Origin of the sequence: Zhouia spongiae (assembly GCF_022760175.1) — a bacterium.
Classification (GTDB): domain Bacteria; phylum Bacteroidota; class Bacteroidia; order Flavobacteriales; family Flavobacteriaceae; genus Zhouia; species Zhouia spongiae.
The window spans coordinates 931808-956482 of sequence record NZ_CP094326.1; the positions used below are offsets into that span (position 1 = coordinate 931808).

Annotated in this window: 24 protein-coding genes; 6 read left to right on the top strand and 18 right to left on the bottom strand. The window is 39.3% G+C overall.

Annotated elements, in window-relative coordinates; all coding sequences use genetic code 11:
- Positions 1-117 precede the first annotated feature (117 nt).
- From MQE36_RS04110 to MQE36_RS04125, 4 genes are all read right to left on the bottom strand, one after another.
- Positions 118-1695 (bottom strand): tetratricopeptide repeat protein, encoded by a 1578-nt coding sequence (locus tag MQE36_RS04110; RefSeq protein WP_242937906.1) that lies wholly within the window; start codon positions 1693-1695, stop codon positions 118-120.
- Positions 1696-1851: 156 nt separating this feature from the next.
- Positions 1852-2112: a 50S ribosomal protein L27 gene (rpmA, locus tag MQE36_RS04115; RefSeq protein WP_242937907.1), complete on the bottom strand. Its 261-nt coding sequence runs from the start codon at positions 2110-2112 to the stop codon at positions 1852-1854.
- Positions 2113-2139: 27 nt separating this feature from the next.
- On the bottom strand, positions 2140-2628 hold the full coding sequence (gene rplU / locus MQE36_RS04120) for a 50S ribosomal protein L21 (protein WP_242937908.1): 489 nt from the start codon (positions 2626-2628) through the stop codon (positions 2140-2142).
- 75 nt (positions 2629-2703) lie between these two features.
- Positions 2704-3165 (bottom strand): DUF4199 domain-containing protein, encoded by a 462-nt coding sequence (locus MQE36_RS04125; RefSeq protein ID WP_242937909.1) that lies wholly within the window; start codon positions 3163-3165, stop codon positions 2704-2706.
- Positions 3166-3365: 200 nt separating this feature from the next.
- Between MQE36_RS04125 and MQE36_RS04130 the strand changes: the two genes are divergently transcribed.
- Positions 3366-4685 (top strand): M16 family metallopeptidase, encoded by a 1320-nt coding sequence (locus tag MQE36_RS04130; RefSeq protein ID WP_242937910.1) that lies wholly within the window; start codon positions 3366-3368, stop codon positions 4683-4685.
- Between the two features lie 133 nt (positions 4686-4818).
- A complete protein-coding gene (locus MQE36_RS04135; RefSeq protein WP_242937911.1) occupies positions 4819-6888 on the top strand; it encodes a M16 family metallopeptidase in 2070 nt (689 codons plus the stop codon).
- A 153-nt stretch (positions 6889-7041) separates the two neighbouring features.
- On the opposite strand, the gene MQE36_RS04140 is transcribed toward MQE36_RS04135, so the two are convergent.
- Positions 7042-7920 (bottom strand): DMT family transporter, encoded by an 879-nt coding sequence (locus tag MQE36_RS04140; protein ID WP_242937912.1) that lies wholly within the window; start codon positions 7918-7920, stop codon positions 7042-7044.
- A 160-nt stretch (positions 7921-8080) separates the two neighbouring features.
- Between MQE36_RS04140 and MQE36_RS04145 the strand changes: the two genes are divergently transcribed.
- Positions 8081-8500, top strand: a complete 420-nt coding sequence (locus tag MQE36_RS04145) for a hypothetical protein (RefSeq protein ID WP_242937913.1) — start codon at positions 8081-8083, stop codon at positions 8498-8500.
- Positions 8501-8800: 300 nt separating this feature from the next.
- Here MQE36_RS04145 and gldD read toward each other — a convergent pair whose 3' ends face one another.
- The 4 genes from gldD to mutY are packed head-to-tail and all read right to left on the bottom strand — an operon-like array spanning position 8801 to position 12251.
- Positions 8801-9379 (bottom strand): gliding motility lipoprotein GldD, encoded by a 579-nt coding sequence (gldD, locus tag MQE36_RS04150; RefSeq protein WP_242937914.1) that lies wholly within the window; start codon positions 9377-9379, stop codon positions 8801-8803.
- Positions 9379-10695: a gliding motility-associated protein GldE gene (gene gldE / locus MQE36_RS04155; RefSeq protein WP_242937915.1), complete on the bottom strand. Its 1317-nt coding sequence runs from the start codon at positions 10693-10695 to the stop codon at positions 9379-9381. The genes gldD and gldE overlap by 1 nt, the downstream gene beginning before the upstream one ends.
- 23 nt (positions 10696-10718) lie before the next feature.
- Positions 10719-11171 carry a single-stranded DNA-binding protein gene (locus MQE36_RS04160; RefSeq protein ID WP_242937916.1) on the bottom strand — a complete coding sequence of 151 codons (453 nt, stop codon included), beginning with the start codon at positions 11169-11171 and terminating at the stop codon, positions 10719-10721.
- A gap of 45 nt (positions 11172-11216) precedes the next feature.
- Entirely contained in the window at positions 11217-12251 is a 1035-nt protein-coding gene (gene mutY / locus MQE36_RS04165; protein WP_242937917.1) for an A/G-specific adenine glycosylase, read from the bottom strand.
- A gap of 137 nt (positions 12252-12388) precedes the next feature.
- Here mutY and MQE36_RS04170 point away from each other — a divergent pair, with 137 nt between their 5' ends.
- Positions 12389-12679 (top strand): HU family DNA-binding protein, encoded by a 291-nt coding sequence (locus tag MQE36_RS04170; RefSeq protein WP_242937918.1) that lies wholly within the window; start codon positions 12389-12391, stop codon positions 12677-12679.
- 293 nt (positions 12680-12972) lie between these two features.
- Complete coding sequence (locus MQE36_RS04175) at positions 12973-14520, top strand: Rne/Rng family ribonuclease (RefSeq protein ID WP_242937919.1); 1548 nt, start codon at positions 12973-12975, stop codon at positions 14518-14520.
- A gap of 178 nt (positions 14521-14698) precedes the next feature.
- On the opposite strand, the gene MQE36_RS17050 is transcribed toward MQE36_RS04175, so the two are convergent.
- From MQE36_RS17050 to MQE36_RS04215, 9 genes are all read right to left on the bottom strand, one after another.
- Entirely contained in the window at positions 14699-14806 is a 108-nt protein-coding gene (locus MQE36_RS17050) for a hypothetical protein (RefSeq protein ID WP_423242477.1), read from the bottom strand.
- A gap of 10 nt (positions 14807-14816) precedes the next feature.
- A complete protein-coding gene (locus MQE36_RS04180) occupies positions 14817-16124 on the bottom strand; it encodes a peroxiredoxin family protein (protein WP_242937920.1) in 1308 nt (435 codons plus the stop codon).
- Between the two features lie 205 nt (positions 16125-16329).
- Complete coding sequence (locus MQE36_RS04185; RefSeq protein ID WP_242937921.1) at positions 16330-17100, bottom strand: hypothetical protein; 771 nt, start codon at positions 17098-17100, stop codon at positions 16330-16332.
- Between the two features lie 278 nt (positions 17101-17378).
- On the bottom strand, positions 17379-17738 hold the full coding sequence (locus MQE36_RS04190) for a nuclear transport factor 2 family protein (protein ID WP_242937922.1): 360 nt from the start codon (positions 17736-17738) through the stop codon (positions 17379-17381).
- Positions 17739-17782: 44 nt separating this feature from the next.
- Positions 17783-19054 (bottom strand): glycoside hydrolase family 27 protein, encoded by a 1272-nt coding sequence (locus MQE36_RS04195; RefSeq protein ID WP_242937923.1) that lies wholly within the window; start codon positions 19052-19054, stop codon positions 17783-17785.
- Positions 19055-19181: 127 nt separating this feature from the next.
- Positions 19182-22424, bottom strand: a complete 3243-nt coding sequence (locus MQE36_RS04200; RefSeq protein ID WP_242937924.1) for a S41 family peptidase — start codon at positions 22422-22424, stop codon at positions 19182-19184.
- A gap of 178 nt (positions 22425-22602) precedes the next feature.
- Positions 22603-22839 (bottom strand): PLDc N-terminal domain-containing protein, encoded by a 237-nt coding sequence (locus MQE36_RS04205; protein WP_242937925.1) that lies wholly within the window; start codon positions 22837-22839, stop codon positions 22603-22605.
- Positions 22840-22890: 51 nt separating this feature from the next.
- On the bottom strand, positions 22891-23379 hold the full coding sequence (locus tag MQE36_RS04210) for a GyrI-like domain-containing protein (RefSeq protein ID WP_242937926.1): 489 nt from the start codon (positions 23377-23379) through the stop codon (positions 22891-22893).
- 7 nt (positions 23380-23386) lie between these two features.
- Positions 23387-24097: a DNA alkylation repair protein gene (locus MQE36_RS04215; protein WP_242937927.1), complete on the bottom strand. Its 711-nt coding sequence runs from the start codon at positions 24095-24097 to the stop codon at positions 23387-23389.
- Positions 24098-24201: 104 nt separating this feature from the next.
- Here MQE36_RS04215 and MQE36_RS04220 point away from each other — a divergent pair, with 104 nt between their 5' ends.
- On the top strand, positions 24202-24675 hold the full coding sequence (locus MQE36_RS04220; protein WP_242937928.1) for a regulatory protein RecX: 474 nt from the start codon (positions 24202-24204) through the stop codon (positions 24673-24675).

A 24675-nucleotide genomic window follows, 5' to 3' on the forward strand; every position in this document is an offset into this window, starting at 1 on the left:
TAAAAACTAAGATAACAAAATGTAAACAAGTTCGCGAATTGCCTTAAACAGCACAGCAACATTCACGGTTTTGAAACCCTGGCTTAACACCTTCTTAACAAACGGCAAAAAAAACAGCTATAGCTCTAAAATGAAGCTTTGAAGATTATCTCCTTTTTCTAAAGGCAGCTTTTTTCTAAGACGATAACGCGCTATCCGGATACTATCGGGGGTTATTCTCAAAATAGCCGCTATTTCCCTGGAGGTCAGATTTAACCTGAGCAGCATACACAACCTTAATTCGGATGCCCCGAGCTCTGAAACTGAAACTTCTGAGAGTTTCTTAAAGAAATCGGGGTGAATCTGTTCGAAATACCCTATGAATTCCGTCCAGCCTTGTTCATCTTCAATATCTGTCTGTATTTCTTTTATCAACGCTTCTATTTTAGGCTTGATAAACATATGTTCCCTGTTTTTTATCTTTTCCAGCGTATTGGAAACGTCTGACAACACTTTATTTTTATGTGCCAGATGAAGGCTGTAGTTAGATAATGAAGATGTTTTTAGTTGTATTTCTTTTTGGAGGTTCTCTTCTTTCGTAATCTTTTTTTCCAGATCAGCCCTCAACAGCTTTTGCTTGTACTGCTCTATTTTAAATTCCTGGCTTCTTTTCTTTCTATAAAAAAGGAACAGGATTGCAAAAACCGACATGACCAACAGTACAACGACAATGATAGTCCTCTGGTTGGCTTTATTCAGTTCGTTCTGTTTGGTAAGCAATTCTATTTTAGCTTCCCGCTCCTTAAAACCATACACTGCCTGTAACGCATTCATCTGCTGCAGGCTTTTTGCCTGCTGTTCTTCTTTGTATGTATCGACGGATTCATTAAGGTAATCATAAGCCTTCTCATAATCGTCCGTAAGCGCATATGTTTTGGAAAGATCTTTTAACGCGCTGGAAAGCTGGTGTATATTGCCGGTCCGTTCTGCTTCATCCCTCGCTTGCCCGGTATACCGGAATGCTTTATAATAATCTCCTCCCTTCCTGTTAACGTCTCCCAGGTTATTGAGAATATTAATTCTTCTGTCCGTATTGCTTTCAGGCACATTGTCATATGCCTTTTGAAAATATGCATATGCCTTGTCGTATTGTTCCTGATCTTCATAGATACTTCCAATGTTCTCATATACCACAGCAAGACCTTCATCATCATTCAACAACCTGAACAACCGCAAACTTTGATACTGATATTCGATCGCCTTTGCATATTCTTTTTTCTTTTCGGATGTAGCTCCCAAAAGCGTATATGCAACTGCTTTCCCTCTTATCAGATTCTTTTTTTCGGTAATGGTCAGCCCTTCGTTTAGATAATCGATCGCCGTATCGTATTGTCCCGCAGCCAGATTTATACTGCCCAGATTGTTCAGAATAAAAACATAAAGAGTATCTTCTATTGCTTTTTTATACGACAATGCTTTATGATAATGCTGAATGGCATCATGTGTAATTCCCAGGGTCTCATAAAAATCGGCCAGCAAAACGTGTTTTGAAACGATATTCTGTGTATCCTTCTTTTGAACGGCTTCATCCAGTTCTTTTTTGAATACCAAAAAGGTAGTATCGATCGGTTCCGTATTAACTGCGCCTGTGTTTTTCTGACCTGATACGGTTTGTATAACTAAACAAAGAACTATAAAGAAACTTTTAACCTTCATTTGCTTACTTCTGATAAAATACTGAATCTGCCAAGGTATTATCAATAACCGGAAGCAGTGTTAAGTTTACATTATTAAAAAGCAACGCTCCGGCTAATAAACAAAAAAGCCCTTGCTGATCAGCAAGGGCTTTAAACGTTTTAAAACAACTAATGATTAAGCCTCGAACGGCTCAATAGAAACATAAGATTTGTTGTTTTTCTTCTTTTCAAATTTTACAATACCGTCAATTGCAGCATGTAAAGTGTGGTCTTTACCCATGTACACATTTTGCCCTGGGTTGTGAGCTGTACCACGCTGACGAACTATAATGTTACCAGCTATAGCAGCCTGTCCTCCAAAAATCTTAACACCTAAGCGTTTCGATTCTGACTCTCTACCGTTCTTAGAACTACCTACACCTTTTTTATGTGCCATTTCTTTAAGATTTTAATGGTTTTAAAATTAACTTAAAGCAGCTATTAGTTCGGCTTTCTTCATAGAAGAATAACCTTCAATACCTTTACTTTTTGCGATTTCTTTTAACTCAGCAACAGTTTTCTTACTTAGATCTTCAGATCCTTCTGCCGGTTTAGCTTCTGCTTTGGGAGCTTGTTTTTTAGCTGCTTGTTTTTTTGCACCAGAAGCTACGATGTTCTCAATTACGATTTCGGTTAAGGCTTGTCTGTGACCATTCTTTACCCTGTACCCTTTACGTCTTTTCTTTTTGAAAACTATCACCTTATCTCCTTTAAGGTGTTTTACGACTTTAGCCTCAACAGCGGCTCCGTCTATAGCTGGGGCGCCAACAGTAACGTTCCCGTTATCGTCTAAAAGAAGTACGTTATCAAAAGATACTTTTGATCCTTCTTCAGAACCTAAACGGTGTACGAATACTTTCTGGTCTTTCGCAACTTTAAATTGCTGCCCTGCTATCTCTACAATTGCATACATAGCGATTCGTTTAAAAATTACTTTTACTCAAAATGAGTGCAAATATACCGCTAATTATCTAAACAACAAATGTTTTTATATGTTTTGAGGGGATTTTTTTGTGTTCCAGCTTGGTTTGAATTTTTGCATAAACGCAAGTGTTAATACTACGGTAGAAGCAAAGCCCTCTACAACAAGAACGAAAACCAGAATCCCGGGGCCCTGATAATACTCTTCTATCCAACCTTTCATAATGGTATTGGGAAACTCCGGATCTATATGAAACATATAAAGCGCCATGAACCCGACAAAAACAAGCGTGGCTATAAAACCTGTAAACAACCCGGTACGGAAACCGGAATAGTAATTAAACTTATCGCCTTCGGTAAGCCGTCTGAACCGGATGGCCGCATAAATACCATATGCCACAATAACACCATTTAAGACCCGTAACCACGGATTTTCATGCAATCCGAAGAGACGTACAATTAAAAAGTATGCAATCAAGACTACTGCCGTTATAGCGCCATACCTGAAATTCACTTTAAATGATCCCATTTTATATAACTTTATGATTTTCACCATTAAATTACAAAAAAATATCCAGTCAGTCTTTTAAACTTTTGTTATTAAGGCTTACATATTTCTATTTTCAACATCCAAAAACTATCTTTGATAGAAGAAGAACTTTTGTAACATTTTTAATGTTACCCACACTAACTGTAATAACACTATAATTAATCAATTAACCTTAAGAAATGAAAAGAACGTTTTTTGCAGCAGCTTCTTTACTTATCGGCATGACCGTTACGGCACAAGAAGTTTCTTTTGAAGAGTACGATCTGGGCAATGGCCTGCATGTGATTTTGCATCAGGACAACAGCGCCCCTGTAGTTACAACCTCGGTAATGTACCACGTAGGCTCTAAGGACGAAAACCCTGAACGTACAGGTTTCGCTCACTTTTTTGAACACTTATTATTTGAAGGTACAAAAAATATAGAACGCGGGGAATGGTTTAACATCGTCAGCTCGAATGGCGGCAGCAATAATGCCAATACCACAACCGACAGGACCTACTACTACGAGACCTTTCCTTCCAACAATCTTGAACTGGGCCTGTGGATGGAATCTGAACGGATGTTGCACCCGGTAATCAATCAAATTGGTGTTGAAACACAGAACGAAGTTGTCAAAGAAGAAAAAAGACAGCGTATCGACAACGCTCCGTACGGGGGGCTCATATACGGAACAGCTGTTCAGCCGCATTTATTCAAGAATCATCCCTACAGATGGTCTGTTATCGGTTCTATGGAGCATCTGGATGCAGCAAGCCTCGATGAATTTCTGGCTTTCAACAACAAATTCTACGTACCTAACAACGCTGTGCTGGTCGTTGCCGGCGATATCGACATCCAAAAAACAAAACAGCTTATTACAGCCTATTTTGGCTCCATTCCTAAAGGAGCTTCTATTACCAGAAGCTTCCCTGAAGAAAACCCGATAACACAGGAAATAAGAGTTACTGAACACGATTCCAATATCCAAATCCCGGCCCTGGCATTATGTTACCGCACGCCGGCAATGACAGAAAAAGACGCTTATGTCTTAAACATGATCTCGACCTATCTGAGCGACGGAAAAACATCGAAACTATACAAAAAAATGGTAGACGAAAACAAATCTGCCATGCAGGTCTTTGCCTTCAACAGGCCACAGGAAGATTATAGCATGTATAATATCTTTGCGCTTCCGTTGGGTGACAAATCGTTAAATCAGCTGGAAACAGAAATCGACGAGGAGATCACGAAATTACAAACGGAACTGATCTCAGAAAAAGACTATCAAAAGCTTCAAAACAAGTTGGAAAACGATTTTGTGAATTCCAATTCGAGCATTGAAGGTATTGCCAATTCACTGGCCAGAAATTATATGCTTTACGATGACACTAATTTAATCAATACGGAAATTAACATCTACAGGTCCGTTTCAAGAGAAGACATCAGAAGCGTGGCAAAGAAATACCTTAACAAGAATCAACGTTTAAGATTAGAGTATTTACCGGAATCAGCCAGGTAAACCGCCCCGGAACAGGTTTTGTGAATGCCTTCCGGGATATTTCACAAAAACAAGTTCAACAGGCATCCCGATCATTATCGGAATAAAGCATTTACATCTCGATTATCGAACAAAGCTTTCAAACAGAGAAACAATGAAAATAAAAATATTACCTATCATAGCATTTATGCTTTGCGCAACAATTTCGCAAGCGCAAATCGACCGATCCAAGCAACCTAAGCCGGGACCAACCCCGAAAATAAACTTAGGAAAACCTGAAACATTTCAACTAAATAACGGATTGACCGTTATGATTGTTGAAAACCATAAACTACCAAGGGTATCGATGAACCTGAGCATTGACAATGCTCCGATATATGAAGGCGACAAAGCCGGGGTAGCGAGTCTCACAGGTGCTGTGCTTGGCAGCGGAACAACATCCGTAAGCAAAGATGCCTTTAACGAACGTGTAGACTTTTTAGGGGCGAATATCGGCTATGGAGCCAGCGGTGCCTCAGCGAGCTGCCTTTCCAAGTACTTCGAAGAAATTTTAGGGCTTATGGCAGACGGCGCCCTCCATCCGGTATTTCCTGAAGATGAGTTCGAAAAACAACGCGAACAACTTCTGACAGGGTTGAAATCTCAGGAAAAAGACATTGCATCTATTTCAAACAGGGTTAAAAATGCCCTGGCCTACGGCAAGAAACACCCTTATGGAGAATTTATTACGGAAGAAACTGTTAACAGCGTTTCTCTTGAAGACGTTAAAAGTTTCTACAGCCAGTACTTCACACCTGAAAATGCCTATCTGGTTGTAGTCGGAGATGTGGACGTTAACAAGACCAAAAAGTTAATCAAAAAAGTTTTCAGCAGCTGGAAAAAGGCAATAGCACCACAAGTAACATATACTGCTCCTAAAAATGCACAATACGCCCAGGTTAATTTCATAGACATGCCCAATGCGGTTCAGTCTGAGATCAAAGTAGTGAATAATATCGACCTTAAAATGTCTGATCCTGATTATTTTGATGCCCTTATGGCAAACCATATACTGGGAGGCAGTTTTGGCAGCTATTTAAACATGAACCTCAGAGAAGCCCACGGGTATACTTACGGAGCCCGTTCATCGCTGAGTACCGACAGGTATGGAGCCGGTTTGTTCCAGGCAGCAGCTAAGGTAAGAAACGCCGTAACAGACAGTTCTGTCGTTGAATTCATAAAAGAAATAGACAGGATCAGGACTGAAGATGTAAACGAGGAGACATTGCGGAACGCCAAAGCCAAATATTTAGGCGACTTCGTTATGGCGCTGGAAAACCCGGGTACTGTAGCCCGTTATGCCCTAAACATCAAAACGAATAATCTTCCGGATGATTTTTATGAAACTTACCTGCAAAAGATCAATGATGTAACTGTTCCAGATGTAAAAAAAGCAGCTAATAAGTATTTTAAATCCGATGTAGCCCGAATTATTATTGTCGGTAAAGGAAGTGATGTTGCAAAGGGTTTGGAAAACATGGAACTTCACGGAAAAAAAGCAGTTGTTAAATACTTTGACAAATACGCCAATGAAGTAGAAAAGCCAACGTATAAAAAAACGGTTCCGGCGGGTGTAACTGCCCAAAAAGTTATAGAAAACTACCTGGAAGCCATCGGAGGGGCAAACAAACTGAAAAGTGTAAACACGTTATACAAAACGGCAGAAGCTACCCTACAGGGTATGGCTCTAAACATGGAAGTAAAAACCACTACAAACGCCCAGGCCTGTGTTGATATTAAAATGATGGGGAACTCACTGAACAAACAGGTTATTAACGGGAACAAAGGGTACACTGTAACACAGGGACAAAGAAAAGAGATGTCGGCGGAAGATCTTGAATCTTCCAAAATGACAGCCAGCACTTTTCCAGAATTACACTATACAGATACCATCACCCTGGAAGGAATAGAAAATGTGGACGGCAAAGATGCCTATGCCCTTAAAGTCTCTGATCAAATGACCAGCTTTTACAGTGTAGACAGCGGCTTGAAAATAAAAGACGTTGTGCATATAAAACAAAACGGGCAGGAAATATCTTCATCCGTTTTCTATGATAATTACAAGGATATTGAAGGCATAAAATTCCCTTTCAGCTTATCCCAAACATTTGGTTCGCAAAAAATTGATTTTGAGGTAAAAGAAATAAAAATCAACGAAGGTGTTTCCGATACAGATTTTCAATAATCTCTTTTAAATTTGTTGTTAATAGGAGGGAGCTCACAGGCTCCCTTTTGTTTTGCATTGGTTGCCTGAAAACAAGCTTAAAATCGCTTAAATCAATCCAAAAACCCTCTCTTATGACAAGAGGTCTATTTGTGACTGAAAAAGGTTCTCACCTCATTCTTTCTTCCTGTTATTTGCAAGATAAACTCCTGTCAGGATCACCAACCCGCCAAGCAACTGAAGCAAGCTAAAGCTTTCGCCGTCCAACAACCCCCATACAATAGCCAACAAGGGCATCGTGTAGGTAACTGAGGATGCAAAGACCGGGCTTGCTATCTGAATCAACTTATTGAACAAAACTTTGGCAAAGGCCGTTCCGAATAAGGAAAGTACGGTTACATAGAGTACTGAAAGCTGCATCGCTTCCGAACTCATAACGGTCTCAAAAAAGCCCGTACCCCATAAAATTACCAGGGCAGGCAAAACAATAAAGGCAAAATTGCCGGTTGTGACCGCCAATGCACTTATATCGGTTAAGTATTTTTTCAGAATATTTACGTTAAGGGCATATCCCAATGTAGACATAATAATCAGTATGCTATACCAATAATTCTGATCAGGATTGAACTCCGCCCCTTTTAAAATCAGAATTAACGTCCCTATAAAGCCGATAAATACGCCATACGCCTGCTTTTTTGTTGTAGTGATACCAAAGAACACGGTTCCAGCCAATAATGTATTAAGGGGCGTAAGGGAATTTAGCACAGAAGCAACTCCGCTATCGACTTCGGTCTGGGCCAGGGCAAAGAAAAAAGGAGGAAAGAAAGAGCTCAAAAAGCCCGATATGGCAATCCATTTCCAGTGCCGTTTCTTTATTTCTCCCATTTTTTTAAATCCGACGGAAAATAAAAAGAAAGCGGTAAAGACAATCCTTAAGGCTCCGACCTGATATGGAGACAAACCTACCAGGCTCTTCTTGATAAGTATAAAGGAGCTCCCCCAAATAAGTGTCAGCACTGAAAGATAAAGCCACTTTTTCCCTTGTTCGCTCATACGGTTCGATTAGGGGACAAAATTCGTATTTAATTCACACTTATTATACGGTCTTTATCCTTATTTTTGTAATGATTCAATAAGTTTTAACTATAAGCGTTCTTATGGATACAGAACTGTTTGAAAATCAATTCACTCAAAACAACAAAAACATACAATTATGAAATTATTCAAGACTGTACTTGGTGCAATGGCTTTAACCCTGATGATTGCTTGTGGCGAAGATAATTCTCAGCAACAAGCATTTGACACCCTTAAAAGCGAAGTCCTTAAAGTACATGATGAGGTAATGCCTAAAATGGGCAAGATCAACACGCTTATTACCGAATTAAAAGATAAGGTCGATACCACAGAGATGGGAAGATCATATGAAAAGGCTAAACTGGACCTGGAAGATTCGCATGAGATGATGATGACTTGGATGAAAGATTTCGGAAGTAATTTTTCCGGTACGATTGCTAAAGACAGCCTGTCCAAAAAAATTCAACTTTTGAAAGAAGAGGATACTAAAGTTAACGAGCTTAAGGAAAAGATAAACCAAAGCATTAAAAATGCCGAAGAACTCTTAGGCAAACAGTAACCTCCTTTACTCGATCATCGAGATTTAAATGCTCCGACGCTTGTCCTTGTGAAATGTTCCTAAAGGAATTTCACAGGGCTTGCGTCGAAATGTTTTGCCATGCGCCAGCTGGCTCCATCGCTAAAAAGGCCTACCAGACCTTTTCTTTACGCTTGGCCCTCTCGTGGGCTTGCCCCGAGGTCGTTTACTCCGAAAACCATTAAAGAAAAAACAAACTGCCTGTTTAAGCACCTGTACGACATGGAGTTTTCCGACAGGCGCCCAAACAGGCATTCTATATTCAAAAAGGCTTTCGGTTTATTATTTTACTTCTTTATCAATCCAACGAACGGACTCCATCATTTTCCGGATATCATTTTCCAAATAGGCTGCGGCAGGCAAAATGGAATCGTAGTTAGGTTTGGTTTTAAAATACAAAGATCCGGTTAAAAAATGCCTTACACTGTCGGTAACATAGAACTGTGATTGGGAAGCTGCATCGCCACTTATCCTGTAAAACATCCCGTATACGTTTTCATCGTCGTTAATAAAGGGCTGGTCTATGATGCCATCTGCTTTTACCGCATGTTCATAGGTTAATTTTTGAGCATCCATAAGAAGGCTGTCTATATTGCCGTCAACTTCTTTATAGGTTAAAAAAACCGTGGCATTCATCGAGCTGTAATTAACATTATAAGCACAGTTCCCTTTTTGATCCGCTACAGCTGCTTTATTGATCTCCATACTGAACGGGCAACCGCCAAGCACAGTATTTATATACACTGGTAACGGATAATCCAACCTTAAAGCCGCTTCCGGCTTTGGCATAGCTTCTTCTTTACACGAAACAACAACGGCCGCCACTAATAAAAAGATGAAAAATACCTTTATTACCTTCATTAATTGATCGTTAGTTTTATTTGTTTAATTCGTTTTTTATCCAACGCTTCAACAACAAACGTATAATTCTCATAATTTATTTTTTCTCCTTTTTTCGGAAAGCTCCCTGCTATCTCAAGAATAAACCCTGCTATGGTCTCCGACTCTCCTTTGTTTTCTTCAAACAGGGATTCATCCTCCAACTGAATAACCCTGTAAAAATCTTTTAGTGTCGTTTTACCTTCAAACACAAAGTTTCTGTCGTCGAGCTTGGAATAAATAAGATCTTCATCGTCAAATTCATCTGAAATATCACCTACGATCTCCTCAATAATATCTTCAAGTGTTATAAGTCCCGAAGTCCCCCCATATTCATCTACCACGATGGCCAAATGACTTTTCATTTCCTGAAATTCCAACAGCAGATCGTCGAGTTTTTTATTTTCAGGAACGAAATAGGCTTCCCGTTTCAGCAAAACCCAATTAAATGATTTCTTGTCGATATGCGGCAAAACATCTTTTACGTATAAAACCCCTGTAATGTTATCCATATGTTCACTATATACGGGGATACGCGAATAACCGTTTTTGACAATCTCCTTAAAAACTTCAGAGAATTTCGTGTCTTCGCTAAGTGCAAAAACGTCTATTCTCGGCGTCATTACCTGTCTGGTTTCCGTATTCCCGAACGTAACGATTCCCTGCAATATTTTCTGTTCTTCCGAAGTGGTATCCTCTTCCGAGGTTAGCTCTAAAGCCTGGGACAGCTGATCTACCGAAAGGTTAGATTTTTGCCTCCCCCATTTTTCCTGAAAATAATTATTGGCATTTCGCATCGGGATACTGACCGGCGACAATATTTTAGCCAGCAAATTAAGAGAAGGAGCTATAAACCTCACGAATTTAAGCTGGTTCTTGGTCACGTATATTTTCGGCAATATTTCTCCAAACATTAAAATGAGAAAGGCTGCCACAATAACTTCTACGACAAACTTAAGTTCAACGCCACCCAGTGAATAAGACGACAAGGGTCCGAAAAAATAGTTGGCTGATGCACTGAATAAAAGCACAAAAGCAATATTGACCAGGTTATTAAAGATCAGAATGGTATTGAATAGCTTTTTGGGAGTTTCCAGGAGCTTCAACACCAACTTGTCTCTCTTGTTCTTACCATTTCCTTCTTCCAGCTCATCTTCATTAACAGTAAAAAAGGCCACTTCTGCACCTGAAATTAACGCAGAACATACCAGCAAGATAAATAAGACAATAATTTTGGTGGTTGCAACGGTATCTATAACCGTAAAAATTGCTAAAAAACTCGAGGGCTCAGGATCCAAATGTATACAGTTTAGTTAAACAATTAAAATGGCAGATCGTCGTCCGGTTCGGGTTCTTGAACCACTTGACCTGCCTGTGGTTTTTGCTCTTGCCTTTGCGGCTGAACAGAGGAAGACTGCTGCATGCCTCCTTCTTCCTTCTTGGCCGACAGAAACGTAAAATCGGTTACTTGTATCTCTGTGGTGTAACGCGTTTGTCCGTCTTCACCCTGCCATTGACGGTTCTTTATTCTCCCTTCCACATAAATCTTATCGCCTTTGGTCAGGTATTTTTCGCATATTTCCGCTGCTTTATTTCTAACCACTATATTATGCCATTCAGTAGAAGTTACCCTTTCTCCGGTTTGCCTGTTCGTATAGGCTTCATTTGTTGCCAACGGAAACCGGCCTATGCAATTTCCCCCATCGAAATAGGTCATTTTAACTTCATCTCCCAGGTGTCCGATCAACATTACTTTGTTCAGCGTTCCGCTCATATCTGTCTTTGTGTTTAACTCAAAAATATTAAAAAATAACCACAACTAAAAACTATATTCCTCTACAAAATTAGCGATTAAAACCGGCATCGGGTATTCATCTAGTTCCTGACAGGGAATCCCATTTTCAATCGGAGCATGCAAATGTACAACCCAAAATTTAGTATATAAGTGTTGATGCGACAATTTATGTACTTTCGGCTGCGCATTAAACAATGTCAGACTGTAATTTGCGCCTGCTAGCAGCGCTGTAAAATACGGATGTTCTTCCAGCTGCTGTATATCAAGTTCTTGTTTTGATTCGATTAACGGAAACTCATACAGGTTCTGCCAGATATCTTTTTGCCGGCGTTGCCGGATCAGCGTTTCGCCTTCTGATCGAAGAACAAGATAATTAAAATACCTGTCTTTTACTTTTGTCTTTTTTAGTTTTACAGGGAGCTGTTCAATCCTCCCCTTTTGTAAGGCCAGACAACCGTCGTTCAAAGGACATGTACCGCATTTGGGAGATTGTGGCTTACATTGTATGGCCCCAAACTCCATGATTCCCTGATTATATTCTGCGGGATTGCCTTTGTCGATCAGCTCAGAAGCCAGTTCTTTAAAATATTTAATCCCTTCAGTGCTGTTTATAGCGAAGTCGACACCAAAATATCGTGCTAAGACCCTGTATACATTGCCATCTACAACGGGCTCGGGGATATCGAAACAAAATGAGGCAATCGCACTTGCTGTGTAATCGCCTACTCCTTTAAGTTTTTTCAGTTCTTTATACGAATCCGGAAAAATGCCATTTAAATTTTCAGCTACGTGTTTTGCAGTTGCATGCAGGTTTCGCGCCCTGGAATAATACCCTAAACCCTGCCACATTTTCAGCACTTCTTCTTCAGATGCGGCAGCAAGCTGAAACACAGTCGGATAGTTTTCCGTAAATTTTTTATAGTACGGCAGCCCTTGCTCTACCCTGGTTTGCTGTAACATGATCTCTGACAGCCAAATACGGTACGGATCCTGCGACTCACGCCACGGCAACGCCCTTTTATTCGCCTTATACCACTGTCTAATTTTGCTAGAAAACATCCTTATTTTTTATAACGTCGTCAAAAATACTAAGTTATATGGTTAATTTTAACGCATTTGTGTTTCTGTTATTGGTTAATTAATTCATATATTTGCATCCCCAAAAATTATAATAGTCTTAAAAACAGTATAATAAAATGACGAAAGCAGATCTAGTAGCCAAAATCTCAGAGAAACTTGGCATAGAAAAGGGAGACGTACAGGCAACTGTAGAAACTTTTATGGAAGAAGTAAAGAACTCCTTAGAGAACGGAGACAACGTTTACTTGCGTGGTTTCGGTAGTTTTATCATTAAAACAAGAGCCGAAAAAACGGGAAGAAACATCTCTAAGAATACAACCATCAAGATTCCTGCGCATAATATTCCTGCTTTTAAACCAGCTAAAGTATTTGTAGAGGGCGTTAAAGCGAACGTAGACGTAAAATAATTTATTAACTATAAAATTTATACCCTATGCCAAGCGGTAAAAAAAGAAAAAGACATAAGGTGGCGACGCACAAGCGTAAGAAAAGAGCAAGAGCTAACCGCCATAAAAAGAAAAAGTAGTTCTTAAACTACTTTTTCTTTTTAACACATTTTGTTGTTCATTGAAATAGAAGTTTCGTAATATCATTATGAAATTTCGCCGGGTTTTCCTGTTTTTAAAACAGGAACCTGTGTAAAATATTTTTTGTTTAATCCATCTGTCCGTATTTACGGATCGATACAAACCAATTCAGAGTGAATAAGGAATTAATTGTCCGATCTGGTTCCTCTGACGTTGATTTTGCCTTATTAAAGGATGGAAAACTGATAGAATTACACAAAGAGGTAAGTAGTTCAGACTTTGCCGTAGGCGATATTATGCTGGCAAAGGTAAGAAAACCGGTTCCGGGACTTAACGCTGCATTTGTAAATGTAGGTTATGAAAAAGATGCTTTTTTGCATTATCACGATCTCGGCCCGCAATTATCCTCATTGTTAAAATTCATCAAACGTGTAAGCACAGGTAAAGTAAAAGATTTCTCTTTAAAAGATTTCCCATTTGAAGAAGACATAGACAAAGACGGTGTTATTAACGATGTTATTAAGGCCAACCAGTCTATATTAGTTCAAATTGTAAAAGAGCCTATCTCTACCAAAGGACCCAGAATTAGTTCAGAGCTTTCAATAGCCGGACGATATCTGGTTCTGGTACCTTTTTCGAATCGAATTTCTGTTTCTCAGAAAATTGAAGACAAAGATGAAAAAGATAGACTTAAAAGGCTCGTACAAAGCATTAAACCTAAAGGGTTTGGAGTTATTGTCCGTACGGTAGCCGAAGGCAAAAAAGTCGCTGAACTGGACAAAGATTTGCAAAACTTGATCAATCGTTGGCAAGTTATGTGCAAAAAAATTTACAAAGCGCCTCAACCGTCTAAAGTTTTAAGCGAAATGAATCGTGCCGCCTCCATATTGAGAGACGTTTTTAACGATACATTTACAGGAATTCACGTAGACGACGAAACGCTTTATTATCAAATCAAGGATTATTTGAGCGAAATCGCTCCTAAAAAAGAATCCATCGTAAAAATGTACAACTCTTCTGTTCCGGTTTTTGAAAAATTCGGAATTGAGCGTCAAATCAAAACTTCGTTTGGTCGTACTGTATCTATGAGTAAAGGTGCTTATCTGGTTATTGAACATACCGAAGCCCTTCATGTAATAGATGTTAACAGCGGTAACAGATCCAATAAAGCTAAATCGCAAGAAGAAACGGCCCTTGAGGTAAACCTCATAGCCGCTACTGAAATTGCGAGGCAGTTAAGACTTCGGGATATGGGAGGTATCATCGTAGTCGATTTTATTGATATGTCTGATGCCGAAAACCGAAGAACGTTATACAACCATTTAAGAGACGAAATGGGCGACGACAGAGCCAAGCACAAAATCCTTCCCCCCAGTAAGTTTGGCCTGATACAGATTACGCGACAAAGAGTAAGACCGGAGTTAACTATTAAAACAAGAGAAGAGGACCCTAACACCAATGGTGAAGTAGAGGCTCCTATTGTCCTGGTTGATAAAATGACTTTCGATCTTGAAAGAATTATTAAAAATGATAAAGCTAAAAACGGTATTATATTAAACACACACCCGTTTATAGCCGCTTATCTGACAAAAGGATTTCCATCCATCCGTTCTAAATGGTTTTTAGAACACAAAAAATGGGTAAAAATTTTACCAAGAGATGCTTACACGTATTTAGAGTACCGTTTTAAAGATAAAAACGGAAAAACATTAAAACAATAATTTAAAAAACCACGTCATCCCGATAGCTATCGGGAGCGTGGTTTTTTTATTTTCTGAAAAAATCATTTTAAGTAGTTTTCTTTGTGATCCGCCTGCTGACTACAGGAGCTTTATACGCTTCCATTTTACTTAGCTGGATATCGATATCTTTGTCGAACAGAACCATATCCCTGTTCTCTTATTTTAACAGTCCGTTATCGTATCTGCCATTAACATTTAACACTCCTACAGGCTTTCTGTGCATCCCTGGCCGGGCCCGGACAAGCATTTCAAACAGTTCGTCCATAACACCAAAACTACCTGGATCGTTTGTTCATATACTTTTCTAATAGTTTTACCAATTTGCTACCCCGCAGGTCTTCTGCTATTATCTTTCCGTCCGGATCTATTAAATACGATTTAGGAAAATTCCGAACATCGTATATATCTGCGATCTTATTTTCCTTACTGTGAAGTATTTGCGGCCAGGTAATCTTTTCCTTTTTAATCGTTTTGGCAAGCTCTTCGGGCTTGTCGTATGCGATTCCCAGAAATGAAATCAAGGCCGGATCTAAATTCTGCCTGGCATGTTTTACATTAGGAATTTCCTTCATACATGGTTTACACCAGCTTCCCCAGAACTCCAGGTACAGGTACCTGCCTTTATAATCTTTTAAACTGACAGGTTTGTTTGTCGTAAATTCATTCCCTGAAAAAACTGCTGCTGCATCGCCTACCATCGGCTTTCTATACACTAAATTATTCTTGGTTGGTTGTTCGACCCCTAACGTCAGCATCAGATTATTGGCATCTGTCCCCATATTCAGGTAATTTTCACCTTCTACTTCCAACTGCGCTTCTTTTTTTACCGGTTTAAAGCCCTCCTTTTTACCGTCTACACCTACCAGAGTGCGTTTATCATATGTCGTGCTAACAACATCACCCCTTAAAACCAGTCTCTTTTTTTTAAACCATGTTTCCCCATGTACGGGAAAACCATACAACAAACGATCCTCTTTATTTTGTGCGATAAGTACCGGAATGGTTTTCTTTTCTACCTTACCGTTAACATAGGTCTCGTATTGTACTCTTAATGCATATTCGGGTTTGGCTCCATTTGCAAGAGCAACAACCATTATTGGAGAAGACACCGTTCTTTCATCTCTGAAATCCTTGTCGTTATCAGTGTCGAGCTTATATTCAATCACTCCAGACGGAGTTTTAAACATTGCTATATGCGTATAACACCGAATCGGCTGCTCATAAAGAGCCCTCTTTGCCGGATCCCATTGCCATGCTTCCTTCGCACTGTTAAAAAAATCTTCGCTTAAAGCGCCAAGCTTATAATTCTGATATGTGAACTGGTAAATGTCAAAAATAATCCTTTTTACCACCGGTTTGTCCCAATGCTCCGGTATTCCCGTTACGGCCTCTCTGGTATTATTCCACTCATCTGACACCATTTCTGCCGGATCATACTCTAATTCTTTAAATTCCGGGGAAAACAGACCAAACCCCTCTGCTTCTGTGATTGGCAAGGTTATAATATGGGTGTCGGCAACATTTTGTGCAAATCCTGAATACGAGAGCAGCGTTAACAGCAGCCACCAAATAATTTTATACATTACAGGCCTTTTTAAATAATTAATTGACCTCTAAAACTATACAATAGCTTAATTATCATTTAATTTTATTGTTGTATTGCACCGGTCTCTGGATGTATTACCATTTTTCATAAATAATCAATTACTGGATTATGCCAACCACGATAAAAATAAAAAAGCACCACATTTTAAGTGGTGCTTTAAAATATGCCTGTTTAGCCTATTTTTATTTTTGCATATACTTATAGTTTAGTGTATATACTAAAGTTTCATTGTTTCCTAAATCCTTAGCGCTTATTGTGGCAGAAACCGGATAATTATCATCATCATACACATAATCCGCTTTTATTTCATAAACAGGGTTTCCTTTTTCATCCTTATAAAGGATTTTGGATATATTATTAACTGGAAATAGTGCCTTGGCTTTTAAAATTTCCGCAGACTCAGGTGAAGCACTAAAGTTAAGTTGAACTTTATCTAGAACGTCTATAACTCCTGCTGCCTTTAAAGTGAAAAAATAAGGACTAGGCGCTTCATCATAACTTACCTCTGCCGTATACACCAAATCTGTATATGTATCATTCTCATAATCATACTCTTCTTCATAAAATTCTATTAGACTTGGGTTTTTATTATCATCATACTCCAAAACCTTTCCTGTTTCAAAAGCACCATAAGGAGACTGATAAAGTTCTTCAATATTAAAGACGCTACCGGAATTTCCTCCGGTTACATCAGAAAGCTCATCATCTTCATATACAAAAGTACTTGACTCCATCCCATTCGAAGCTTTACTCAATCTTAAATCAGCATCATACGTAAGGTACACAGAACTGTTTTCGGTTTCATCCTGAACAGATGCTAAGTCTAATTGAGTGATTAACTTTTCTTCTACACCTCCATTAGCCTCATCAAACTCATCAGAAGTAGAATCGCTACAACTGATCAGAAAAACAGAAACAAACAAGCCAGGCATTAAAGCATTCATTTTTTTCATACTAACAATAGATTACATTTATTTTTTAATGATTATTTACTACAAAATTATGCATTAATATATAATATAAAACTTGGTTTATACGAAATATTAATATTTTTAAAGAAATCGTAATACAACCGGAAGGTTACAGATTTTTAATACTTAAATCTATTCATATACTGTGAAAATATCTTATTTATCTTTACCATAATACAGATAAATAATTCTTTAATTAAAGAAAAAATTTCTTCGTATACATTCGTATCGTTAGAATACCCGCTAAATATTTATCGGGTTCAAATATCATTAAGCTTCCTGTCTTCTCTAATCTCTCCAATATGATAATATGCTACGACCCGATCGATCGACTTGTCTTTTATATAATACCACTCACTCACCTCCAGTTTAAAGTCGTCCTGCCTGGCAATATAGCGGACACAAGCTTTGTCCGGATAGTACAATGCATCAAGTATATCGAAGGTATAGCCAAGAAATTTATCCTTGTTAGCGATTACCTGTTCTATATAGGCTCTTTTTCCTTCAATGGTTCCAAACGGACTGGTATGTGTAAAAGTTTCTGTAACCGGGAGACTTAAAAAATCGCCTGTCGTCCATTTATCAAACCATTCCGAAACCAAAGTCGCAACTTTTTCCATTCGTAGTGTTTTTACCTTAACTATAATAAAGCTTTTACAGTCCGCTATTTTTTATCCTCGTATTGAAACACATTGAAAGGTTTTGCAGTACCTATTACTTTTAATACCACAATACCATGAGCCGGGACTTTCATTATCATCGAATCCTGTTTTGATGCCGGGTAGTCTTTTTTCTCCCATAAATCTCTCATCGTATAAGCCTCAGAAGCAATGATACCGACATCCTCAAGGTCAAAAGCTATATCCTGTTCTTCTTTACTTCTGTTCAATAATGCAACGGCTACCTCTCCGCTTACAGTCGATGTTAATGGCTTGGCCCAAACCTCCAGATCTCCCTTATCAACCACTCTCCTTGCCTGGTATACAAAAGAACTCTGATTGAGGTCTATAATTTCTTTATTACTAATAATCTGAAGCGTTTCTTCCGATATTTTGGTTAAATCATTTCCTAAAATGAGTGGTGAATGCATCATGCTCCACATCGAAAAGTGTACTTTGTTTTCTTCTTTGGTCATCCCTCTCCCTACCTGTAGAATATCCATATCGTTGTAATGCCCGTTTGTTGCATATTTCCATAGATCGGCATTTTTATCGATGATGTGAAGTATGGACTTGAAGTTGTTTGCAATATCGCCTGAGATCCTCCAAGAATCGGCAACTTGAGTCACCCATTTACCGGGAAACTGCCATCTGCATACATTATATAAGACTTCAGGCTTAACCTCTTTTATCAGATTTCCTATTTCAGTATATCTTGTCTGTTCATCCAAGCCCATCCATTCTCCGCCACACCAATCTACTTTTAAGAAATCGTAATTCCATTTATTTAACAACAGATTTAAATCTTTATATTCATGGCCGTACAACCCCATTCCGGTTCCGATGGTATCCTTATCCCAATATGAAGCACACGTATTTATCCCTGCATCGGTATAAATACCTGCTTTCAGGCCCTTATTATGAATATAAGCTGACAACGCCTTCATTCCATTCGGAAATCGTTCAGGATGCGAGATTAGCTCTCCGCTTGCATTTCTTCCCCCAAAATATCCATCATCGATATTTATATAGCGGTATCCGAGTGTATCTAAGCCCAATTTAACGATCGCATCAGCTTGTGCCCGGATTATTTCTTCGCTGATATTTACTCTGTAGGCATTCCAACTGGCCCATCCCATCATCGGACGATTAAAATCTTTCTTGCCAGATATCGCAACAGCATTCTGATCTTCTCTTTTATCCTCTTTGCCGCTTCCAGAATTACAGGACATCATCAAAACAAAAACGATAAGTAGTGTGGAGAAATAAGTCTTCATTACATTTTTTTTCTAAAATAATACAACCTCTCCGAACAGGAAAACCGGTAGTGTCAGAATCCGGTAAATTATGATAGAACAGAGCGCCTTAACAGCCCCCCCCTTTTTTATAAAAAAGTATCATTTCTTATTCCTGACCGGCTCCCTTGGCTCTGTTAGGGTATGCAGGACGTACAGGATAACCGGGCTTATACTCTTCTAATTCCTTCATAATAACCTCAATAGCTTTTTCGAGTTGCGGATCATGCCCTCCCATGACTTCTTTTGGCCATTGCTCTACTTCGATATCCGGAGCTACTCCTTCATTTTCAACCCTAAATCCTTTTTCACTGTAGAATGCCACATTAGGTGCTGTGACCCTGCCTCCATCAATAAATTCAGGATACCCCAGTATCCCCACAAGTCCGCCCCAGGTTCTTTTCCCTATAAGCTTTCCCAGCTTATACTTTCTGAACATCCAGGGAAGATAATCTCCTCCCGAGCCTGCTGTTTCATCGATCAGCATTACTTTCGGTCCCTGAATAGATGCATTGGGTGCTTTCAGATCGTTCCCATACCTGAAATTCCAATGTGACTGATATGGTTTTCTCAACAGATCTATATAATAATCCGCAAGCTGTCCGCCGCCATTATACCTCTCATCTACAATAATTGCTTTCTTGTTTACTTGCGGGAAGAAATAACGTTTAAAATATTCATGCCCGGCTCCGGCTGTATTCGGCACATATACATAAGCAACCTGTCCGCCTGTTGCCTTGTTTACTTTCTCGATATTTCCTTCTACCCAGGCCCTGTTTCTCAAAGCGTCCTCGTTAGCTATAGGAACCACTTTCACGTTTCGGGTGTTTGATCCGTTTGCATTCGTCCCTACCTTTAAATTCACAATCTTGCCTGCCTTGTTTTCAAAAAAGCGATATAAATTATCATTGGCAGTAAGGTTATTTCCATCTACACTGAGGATATATTCGCCCTCTTGTATATTAACCCCGGGTTCGGTAAGCGGAGCCTTCAGATCAGGAGTCCAGTTCAGGCCTCCGTATATCTTCTTTAGCTTGTATCGGTTGTTCGCTATTTCATAATCCGCACCCAGCAAACCTACGTTTACCCTCTCCGGATTGTTCAATCTGTCGCCCGTTCCCTGAAAGCGGTGATGCCCCACAGCCAATTCACTAAACATCCATTGCATCACGCGGTATAAGTCGCTTCTGCAAACCACATCCGGTATAAAGCCTGTATACTTTACCTTCATAGCTTCCCAATCGGCTCCGTGCATACCGGGATCATAGAAATAATCCCTGTTAACACGCCAGGCTTCGTTAAAGATATTCTTCCACTCCTGAACCGGATCAATCTTCACCTTAATTTCATCGATTTTAACAGATCCGTTATCAGGCTTTTTCCCTGTTTCCACCACATTCCACGAACTTCCATTACGGACAAGCATCTTTTTACCATCGGCTGAGATACTATATTGATTTGCTTTTAAAACCTCCTTTGCCTTACGTTCTTTCAGATCGAAATGCATTAATGATTGTGGACTTGAAAAGTTGCTATGGGGCTGATATGACAAATAATATAAGCTTCCGTTGTCCGGGCTTATCAGATTCGAATACACTCCCGGCCTGACCGGAAGATCTATAATACGGTGTTGTATCCCATTGAAATCGATCTCCAATACAGGTTTCTTTTTTTTCTTCTTATCTGCTCCTTCTTTTTTCTTATCGATCTCTTCTTCATCATTTTCCTTTGCCAGTGGTGAAATCGTTTCTTTTTGAAGGGTTACCAGATAAATAGAATTGGTCATTTCCATATCCTGATTTGACTGGTCGAACCAATTAACTACTGGGCCTGCATCTGTTGATGCCAGCATGTATATATATTTTCCTTCAGGATCAAAAACCGGTTCTGAAACATTGGACAACCCGTCAGAAACAGCATACGACCTGTTTTCTTTCAGGCTATAAACAAAAGCCTGCTCGAAGTTGGTTTCGGTAATTACTGTATAAGTAAAATAATTTGAGTCGAAAGCCCATGATCCAAACAGATCTCTAAAGGCTCCGGGAACATACAAAATATCTGTTGCTACTTTTCCGATCTTTTTCGAACTTACATCCAATACATAAAGGTTTCTCCCATTGTCGACAAAAGTCATTTTTTTACTATCCGGCGACCAGTTTAAATTGGCATAAAAACCTGTGCCATCCAGCGTTATGATTGTTACCTTATCACTTTGAATATCTTTTAAGTGTATCGCATACTCTCCGCCAGCATCAGAAAAATAAGCAATCGTCTTTCCGTCGGGTGACCACGAAGGGTCTTTTTCGTGTATTCCCGGTGTATTGGTTATATAGCTTACATCTCCTTTGTTTGCAGGCACCGTAACAATATCTCCCCTAAAATCGAACACAGCTCTTACCCCCGAGGGTGATATTGCTGCACTTCGCACATAGTTGGCCCCTGACACAAACCTGGGTCTCATTTCGAGTAAATCAGTGGCAATTCCAACTGTAATCTTTTTACTCGTACCTAACTCAGGATCGTATAGGTGCAAATAACCCGCCTGCTCATAAATAACCTCTTTGCCGTTCGACCCCAAGCCTATAACCGGTAACCCGGTATAGTTTGTATGCTGTACAACCTCTTTCGTATTAATGTCGTATGAGAATAAATTAAACTCTCCGTTCCTGTCGCTCCTGAAAAACACCTTCTTACCGACCCATTGAGGATGGGCATCATTAGCGCCTGTTGACGGTTTTGGAATTTCTTCTACTCTTTCATTGCTTTTATTGTACACCCAGATACGGGCCTGTGTTCCCCCTCTGTAATGTTTCCACTGCCGGAAGGCTTCGTAATTCGGATTATAAGCGATATAGTTTCCGTTAGAGGATATGGCTGCTCTGTACGCAGTAGGTATTGATAATTCTTTCGGCTGCCCTCCGGTTACAGCAATTGTATAGAGTTTTGCATGCCTGTTGGTATGGTTTGTTCTTCTCGAATTGAACAAAACCTCCCCTTCGGGAGTAAAACCCCTGACAATATCCCAGGAAGGATGCCATGTTAACCTTTTGGGAACCCCTCCGGAAGACGGGATGACAAAGACATCTGTATTACCATCGTATTCTGCACTGAAAGCTATCATCGAACCATCCGGAGAAAAAACAGGACTTGACTCAACTCCTTCATCGACGGTCAATCGTCTCGGGTTAGATCCGTCCTTATCAGAGATCCAGAGGTCTTCTGCATAAACGAAGGCTATATGCTCATCGCTAATGGCAGGGGAATGTAATAACCGGGTATCTTTTACGTTCTGGGCGCTGAGCTGAAAAGCACAAAACAGGAGGAAACATCCTGATGTAACAAAGTTTTTCATGGTTTTGACTGTTTAACAGTTAGCAACAAAGATCCTATCTCATTGAGAACCTTCTTCTTAATTGCTTATTAATTTATGAAAAACCTGCACTAATTCAATCAAAATCAGGATTATAATTTCAATAAAACGCCGTTCTCATCAAATTAAAAGCTTTCAGTGCCCGTTTCCAGTACTCCTTCTAGTTATTTTCATTTGATATCGCTACACGTTGCTTTCTCCCGATTAAAAAATACAATACCACCCCGACAGGATTTAACAGCAAAACCACTAGCAGCCATACTATTTTTCCACTGCCTTCAAAATTGTTCCTGACGATATCGACTACTGCTATTATTAGCGGGATTATAAAAATCACCATTAAAATCGTTAATAATAAAATTTGCCAGAGGCCTATCATTCCTAAAAAGTGCGTCATATTAATTTTTATTGTTTGTTAGATTATATACTGGTTATTTTATTTTACTTTTCAGCATTTTGGTTTTATAGGGATATAGAGTTCTTCTTCAGAATCAGGGTCGTTATTTTTATACTTTTCGCCCATGACGGCAAAATGCGGACGATCATCCAGCACATATCCCGACTGTGGCAACCATTCATTAAAGATATACTGATACGTTTCCGGTGCTTCGCCGGCAGATCCTTTATACAGAAAAATGGCATACACTCCTTCGGGACTTGTAAAAGCTTCCATTCCTTCAGGCACATTTTCAAGGTTACATACTTCAACGGCCGCCCACTTCTCATAGGTAGCCGCCGGATTGAATATTTTAAAATAATCTGGTGTATAATTCTCTATAGAATAAAGCTCAGTGCCTGTTACATCTTTAACTTTTGACTTTTCGGGCATAAAACTTTGCCATAACTGAAGGGTTTTATTCCCGGCTAACGACATTTTTATGCGCTTGCCTATAAATTTTTTCTGCGGGAAGGTTTCTATTCTCGGTTGTAGGTTCATTTTCTCTTCAGTCTTTTTTCATTGCTTGTTTTTTCCGCTCAGGAGTCATTTTTTCTATAGCATACCGTAACGATGTTCGTGGCATTATATCTTTTTTACTCATTACATATTCGAAAACCTTTCTTTGATGTACCTGGCTGGCTACTTTTAACAACCATCCGTACCCTTTTTGCACCAGATAATCCTGGTCTGGCAATAATGTATCGGCTATTTCAAAAACCTCTTCTAAAAACTCTCCTTTTCTGGCCGGCACGATAAGGGATACTGCTACTGCACGCCGCATCCATCTGTTTTTTGAAGTCGTCCATTGTTTCAATTCTTCTATATATTCAGGAAACATTTCTATAAAGGTTCCTATAGTATGATTGCAAAGGGTATCGCACGATGCCCAGTTATTCACATAGGTATTTACCCATTTTTTAAAGATTTTAAAATCTTTCGGTTCATACTGCTTATGGATATAATAAGACCAATGACAGGCAATAAATGATTCTTCCATCATTCCCGATTGCCATAGTGTTTCGCAAAGCTTAAAGATGGTTTCTTTATTTTCTGCTTTAATTTCTTTGAAGTATTCTTTACTTATTTTCCGAACCACTGCGGCTTTAACGCCATAGAGCCTAATCTCTTCTCTAAAAAAGCGGTATCCGCTCTCACGGTCTTTTACCGTACTGCTTTTTTGCAATTCTGATCTAACTTTTTCTATAATGGTACTCATCTGTTTTTATAACCTATGAAACCTAAAGGTATAAAAAGCTTTCATTATCCCTTTAATCATTTCTTTTAAAAATCGGTAACGTTCTTTTTTTGTTTCTTTACACCATGATTGAAAAGCGCTCATATACTGTTGAGGAGGCCACCCGCAAACTGGAGGCTTATTGTGCTTACCAGGACCGGTGTCATAAAGAAGTAGCCACAAAGCTAACGCATATGGGCATGATCTCTCTGGCTATAGATACTATTATTGCTCATTTAATTGAGCAAGGCTTCTTAAACGAAGAACGTTTTGCCAGAAGTTTTGCCCGGGGAAAGTTCAGGCATAAAAAATGGGGCCGCAATCGTATTGTTAATGAATTAAAGCTACGCGATATCTCTAAATATAATATCCAGACGGCTCTGAAGGAGATTCCGGACAGCGATTACTACGGTACTTTCCATGAACTTGCCAAAAAGCGCTTTTTACAACTTACTGAACCTAACCCTCAAAAAAAGAAGAAGAAACTAGCCGATTATTTGTTATATAGAGGCTGGGAAAGTCACCTGGTTTATGAGAAGGTGAATGAATTAGTGAAGTAA